At 62.5% G+C, this 6307-nt stretch carries 3 protein-coding genes; 2 read left to right on the forward strand and 1 reads right to left on the reverse strand.

What is annotated here, in order from left to right:
- A complete protein-coding gene (gene purL / locus Q1W40_RS13540) occupies positions 1 to 3987 on the reverse strand; it encodes a phosphoribosylformylglycinamidine synthase (protein WP_300712949.1) in 3987 nt (1328 codons plus the stop codon).
- A gap of 134 nt (positions 3988 to 4121) precedes the next feature.
- On the opposite strand from purL, the gene map reads away from it, so the two are divergent.
- Together map and Q1W40_RS13550 are read left to right on the forward strand one after the other, a co-directional pair.
- Complete coding sequence (map, locus tag Q1W40_RS13545) at positions 4122 to 4934, forward strand: type I methionyl aminopeptidase (protein ID WP_300712950.1); 813 nt, start codon at positions 4122 to 4124, stop codon at positions 4932 to 4934.
- Position 4935: 1 nt separating this feature from the next.
- Positions 4936 to 6307: nucleotidyltransferase domain-containing protein (locus tag Q1W40_RS13550; RefSeq protein ID WP_300712952.1), on the forward strand; the 1372-nt coding region annotated here is incomplete at its 3' end.

Here is a 6307-nt window from a genome sequence, read left to right on the forward strand (position 1 = left end):
TCAACCCACCCACTTGCGGGCGTTTTGCCACACGCGCAGCCAGGGGCTGGTGGCGGCGATGTCACCGCTCGTCCAGCTCATCTGCACATTGCGGAACACGCGCTCGGGGTGCGGCATCATGGCCGTGAAGCGCCCGTCGGCGGTGGTCACGGCCGTGAGGCCGCCCGCGCTGCCGTTGGGGTTGAACGGGTACTGCTCAGTCGCCTGGCCGTGGTTGTCCACAAAGCGCATGGCGCCAATGGCCTGGGCCGCGTTGCCACGGTGCTTGAAGTTGGCAAAGCCTTCGCCGTGCGCCACCGCAATCGGCAAGCGGCTGCCCGCCATGCCTTGCAAGAACAAGCTGGGCGAATCCAGCACTTCGACCATCGACAGACGGGCTTCAAAGCGCTCGCTCTGGTTGGTCGTGAAGCGCGGCCAGGCCTCGGCGCCGGGGATGATGTCGGCGAGTTCGGCAAACATCTGGCAGCCGTTGCACACGCCCAGACCAAAGGTGTCGGTGCGGCCAAAGAAGCCTTTGAACTGGTCAGACAGCGCCGGGTTGAAGGTGATGCTGCGCGCCCAGCCGATGCCAGCGCCCAGTGTGTCGCCGTAGCTGAAACCGCCACAAGCCACCAAGCCCTGGAAGTCGGCCAAGTTGGCACGGCCAGACTGCAAATCGGTCATGTGCACGTCGTGCGACTCGAAGCCCGCTTTGTGGAAGGCGTAGGCCATTTCCACATGCGAGTTGACGCCCTGCTCGCGCAAGATCGCCACTTTGGGGCGCGACAAATTCAGGAATGGCGCAGCCACGTTTTCAGCCGGGTCAAAGCTCAGCGCCACATGCATGCCGGGGTCGCTGGCCTGGCCAGCGGCGGCGTGTTCGGCGTCGGCACAAGCGGGGTTGTCCCGCTGCTGGCAAATCTTCCAGCTCACGCTGTCCCAGACTTGGTGCAGGTCTTCGAGCTTGGCGGCAAACACCTCTTTGGTGTCGCGCCAGATGCTCAGTTCGCCCACGCCTTTTTGAATGGTCGATTGAGTCGGACGGGTCTTGCCAATGACGTGCGTGTGTTTGGACAGGCCGTGCTCGCGCAAGGTTTGCAGCACCGCGTTGCGGTCTGCCGTACGTACCTGGATCACCACACCCAATTCTTCGTTGAACAGGGCTTTGAGGGTGAGTTCTTCGCGGCGGGCGCTGACCTGGCCCGCCCAGTTCTTGGCGTCGCCATGGTCAGCACGGCTGTCGGTGATGCCGTCGCCTTCGGTGACCAGCATGTCCACATTGAGCGCCACGCCCACATGGCCTGCAAAAGCCATCTCGGCCACAGCGGCCAGCAAGCCACCGTCGCTGCGGTCGTGGTAGGCCAGGATCTGACCCTTGGCACGCAAATCGTTGACGGCGTTGACCAGATTCACCAGGCTTTTCGGGTCTTCCAGATCAGGCACTTGGTCGCCAAACTGGTCCAACACTTGGCCCAACACGCTGCCGCCCATGCGGTTTTGGCCTTGGCCCAGGTCGATCAGCAGCAAGCTGGTGTCATCGGTTTGCGCGTCCAGCTGCGGCGTCAGCGTGCCTCGCACATCGGGCAAGCTGGCGAAGGCGGTGATGATCAGGCTCACGGGCGAGGTGACTTTGAGGGTCTCTCCGTCAGCCTGCCACTGCGTGCGCATCGACAAGCTGTCTTTGCCCACAGGGATCGAGATGTCCAGCGCCGGGCACAGTTCCATGCCCACGGCTTTGACGGTTTCGTACAAGGCGGCGTCTTCGCCTGGCTCGCCGCAAGCAGCCATCCAGTTGGCCGACATCTTGACGCGAGGCAGCTCGATAGGTGCGGCCAGCAAATTGGTGATGGCCTCGGCCACGGCCATGCGGCCCGAGGCGGCGGCGTTGAGCGAGGCCAGCGGCGTGCGCTCGCCCATGCTCATGGCTTCACCGGCAAAGCCTTGGTAGTCGGCCAGGGTCACGGCCACATCGGCCACCGGCACTTGCCAAGGGCCGACCATCTGGTCGCGGTGCGTCAGGCCCCCCACAGCACGGTCACCGATGGTGATCAAAAAGCGCTTGGACGCCACAGTCGGGTGGCTCAGCACGTCGATCACGGCTTTTTGCAAGGACACACCGGTCAGGTTCATGGCGGGCGACTGGCGGGTCACGGTGCTCACATCGCGGTGCATCTTGGGCGGCTTGCCCAGCAGCACGTCCATGGGCATGTCGACTGGGGATTCACTGCCTTTGTCTTCCAGCACCAGTTGGCGCTCTTCGGTCGCCACGCCGATCACCGCAAACGGGCAGCGCTCGCGCTCACAAAACGCCGTGAACTGATCCAGCGATTCGGGCGCAATCGCCATCACATAGCGTTCCTGGCTCTCGTTGGACCAAATTTCTTTGGGCGACAGGCCGGATTCTTCGAGCTTGACGGCGCGCAAATCAAAGCGTGCGCCACGGCCCGCATCGTTGGTCAGCTCGGGGAAGGCGTTGGACAAACCGCCTGCGCCCACGTCGTGGATGGCCAAAATCGGGTTGTTGTCACCTTGCGCCCAGCAGTGGTTGATGACCTCTTGCGCACGGCGCTCAATCTCGGGGTTGCCGCGCTGGACCGAGTCAAAGTCCAGATCGGCCGCGTTGGTGCCAGTGGCCATGGAGCTGGCCGCACTGCCGCCCATGCCAATGCGCATGCCGGGGCCGCCCAGTTGAATGAGCAAGCTTCCTGCAGGGAACTCAATCTTTTTCGTTTGCTCGGCGTCGATCTGGCCCAGACCGCCGGCGATCATGATGGGCTTGTGGTAACCGCGCACCACGCCATCCACGGTCTGTTCGTATTCGCGGAAATAGCCCAGCAAATTGGGGCGGCCAAACTCGTTGTTGAACGCCGCGCCGCCAAGCGGTCCTTCGGTCATGATCTGCAAGGGGCTGGCGATGTGCTCGGGCTTGCCGCCCTCTTGGTCCGACATGCCGCCCCAGAGTTTGGACACAGTGAAGCCCGACAAACCCGCCTTGGGCTTGGAGCCACGGCCTGTGGCGCCCTCGTCGCGGATCTCGCCGCCCGCGCCGGTCGATGCGCCGGGGAAAGGCGAAATCGCGGTCGGGTGGTTGTGGGTCTCGACCTTCATCAGCACATGGTGCAAGGCTTGTTCGCTTTGATACGCTGCGCCTTGAGCCGAAGTTCTGGCGACAAAACGCTCCACGGTATGGCCTTCCATCACCGAGGCGTTGTCCGAATACGCCACCACCGTGTGCTGGGGGCTCAGCTGGTGCGTGTTGCGGATCATGCCGAACAGGCTCTTGGGCTGGGCCACGCCGTCGATGGTGAACTCGGCGTTGAAAATCTTGTGGCGGCAGTGCTCGCTGTTGGCCTGGGCAAACATCATCAACTCCACATCGGTGGGGTTGCGCTGGAGGCCCGTGAAGGCGGTGACCAAATAATCGATTTCGTCTTCGGCCAGGGCCAGGCCCCAAGCCTTGTTGGCGTCCTCAAGCGCAGCGCGACCTCCGCCCAACACATCCACATGGTCCATGGGCGCGGGGTCCAGGGCGGTGAACAGGGCAGCCGCTTCGTCCCGACTGGGCATGGCCGACTCGGTCATGCGGTCGTGCAGTACAGCGGCGACCTGGCCCAGTTGCTCGGCGCTCAATTTGGCGGTGCCCAGCAAGCCGGACTTCATCACAAAGCGGTATTCGGTCAGGCGCTCCACGCGGCGCACCTCAAAGCCGCAGTTGTGGGCAATGTCGGTGGCCTTGGACGCCCAGGGCGAGACGGTGCCGATGCGCGGGCTGACCACGATCACGGGGCCATCGGTGGGGCCGGCATAAGGTTCGCCATAGGTCAGCAGGGCTGAAAGCGTTTTTTTCTGGGCATCCTGCAAGGGCGCCGTGGTGGCCACCAGGTGGACAAAACGGGCAGAAATGCCTTGAATTTGAGGTGAAACGGTGGCCAGGCGGGGCAAAAGCTGGGCCATTCGGAAATCGCTGAGGGCGCTGGCGCCTTCGAAAGTCGTGATGTGCAGGGACACGGGGTGGCCTTGTAAAGAGACGGGAAACCGTAGCGCCGGGGCCGCTGACTGGGGCTGACCGGCAAAGGCGGTATTTTAACCGTGGAAACCCTGAGCTTCGACCGACTAAAGGCCCAATGGGATAATCCTGTCCCATGACGATCACCATCAAAACCGCCGAAGACATCGAAGGCATGCGCATCGCTTGCCGCCTGGCTTCGGAAGTCCTCGACTACATCGAGCCCTTCATCAAGCCGGGCATCACCACCAACGAGATTGACAAGCTGTGCCACGACTACATGGTCGATGTGCAGCAGTGCATCCCTGCACCGCTGAACTACGCCCCCGGGGGCTACAAGCCCTACCCCAAGTCGATCTGCACCTCGATCAACCACCAAGTCTGCCATGGCATTCCGAACGACAAGCCGCTCAAAAAAGGCGATTCGCTCAACATCGACATCACCACCATCAAAGATGGCTGGCACGGCGACACGAGCCGCATGTTCATGGTGGGCGAAGCCTCGATTGCGGCCAAACGCCTGGCCAAGCTGACGTACGACGCCATGTGGAAAGGCATCGAGCAGGTCAAGCCCGGCGCCCATCTGGGCGACATTGGCCATGCCATTCAGAAGTTTGCCGAGGGCCACGGCTTCTCGGTGGTGCGCGAGTTTTGCGGTCATGGCATTGGCCGGGGCTTTCACGAAGAGCCCCAAGTGCTGCACTACGGCAAGCCCGGCACCCTGGTGGAGCTGGTGCCCGGCATGATTTTCACGATCGAGCCGATGATCAACGCCGGCCGCAAAGAGATCAAGGAGCTGGGCGATGGCTGGACCATCGTGACCAAGGACCACTCCTTGTCGGCCCAGTGGGAACACACCGTGGTGGTGACCGAAACCGGCTACGAAGTGCTGACCCTGTCAGCAGGCAGCCCGGCCATTCCCGACTTCATCACCGCCAAAGCGGCTTGACATGACCGAGCTGGCCCCGCTGCGCGAAGCGTACAAACGCGACAAGGCAGCGGTGCTGCAAAACCTGGCTGCCAATGGTGCCAGCACCCGAGGTCTGCAAAAAACCTTGCACCATTTGGCGGGCCTGGCCGATGCCTTGCTGATCCAGCTGTGGCAAAACGCCGGTTTTTCGGCCGATGTGTGTCTGGTGGCGGTGGGCGGTTTTGGACGGGGCGAGTTGCTGCCCTACTCCGATGTGGACGTGCTGGTGCTTTTGCCCGATGGCCAGTCGCCCGAAAACAACCCCGCGCTGCAATCGCAGCTGGAGCGATTCATTGGCAGCTGCTGGGACACGGGGCTGGAAATCGGCTCCAGCGTTCGCACCCTGAGCGAGTGCCTGGCCGAGTCGGCCAAAGACATCACGGTGCAGACCTCCTTGCTGGAGTCGCGCCCCATCACCGGTGACCTGAAGCTGTTTGAGGCGTTCCAGGCGCAATACCAATCGGCGATGGACCCGCAAGCATTTTTTGTGGCCAAAACGCTGGAGATGCGCCAGCGCCACACCAAGTTTGAAGACACGCCCTACGCCTTGGAGCCCAATTGCAAGGAGTCGCCCGGCGGCTTGCGCGATTTGCAGATCATTTTGTGGGTGGCCCGAGCGGCAAGCTTGGGCCAAAGCTGGGAAGATCTGGCGCGCAAGGGATTGGCTACGCCCCTGGAAATTCGCCAGATCAAACGCAATGAAGCTTTGCTCAGCTTGATTCGCACGCGCCTGCACTTGCAAGCGCGCCGCCGCGAAGACCGTCTGGTGTTCGACCTGCAAACCGGCGTGGCCGAGTCCTTTGGCTACCAGTCTGACACCACCAGCGATGGCCGTCTGGCCATGCGGGCCAGCGAAAAGCTGATGCGCCAGTACTACTGGGCGGCCAAGGCGGTCACGCAACTCAACCAGATCTTGCTGCTCAACATCGAAGACCGGCTCAAGAGCGACCGGGGCGAAGGCCTGGACACCTTCCGCCCGATCAACGAGCGCTTTTTTGAAAAAGCGGGCCTCATCGAAGTGGCCAGCGATGACCTGTACGAAAAGCACCCGCACGCCATTCTCGAGACCTTTTTGCTGTACCAGGCCACCACGGGCATCACCGGCCTCTCGGCCCGCACCCTTCGGGCGCTGTACAACGTGCGACCGATCATGAACGGGCAGTTCCGCGCCGATCCGGTCAACCGCCAGACCTTCATGCAGATCTTGCAGCAGCCTTTTGGCATCACGCACGCGATGCGCTTGATGAACCAGACCTCGGTGCTGGGCCGCTACCTGTGGGTGTTCCGCCGCATCGTGGGGCAGATGCAGCACGACCTGTTCCATGCCTACACGGTGGACCAGCACATCCTGA

This window comes from Limnohabitans sp., assembly GCF_030158565.1.
Taxonomy (GTDB): domain Bacteria; phylum Pseudomonadota; class Gammaproteobacteria; order Burkholderiales; family Burkholderiaceae_C; genus Limnohabitans_A.

Bases quoted from the DNA above. Each gene is read 5' to 3' on its own strand.
- map (WP_300712950.1), top strand. From the start codon at position 4,122: ATGACGATCACCATCAAAACCGCCGAAGACATCGAAGGCATGCGCATC.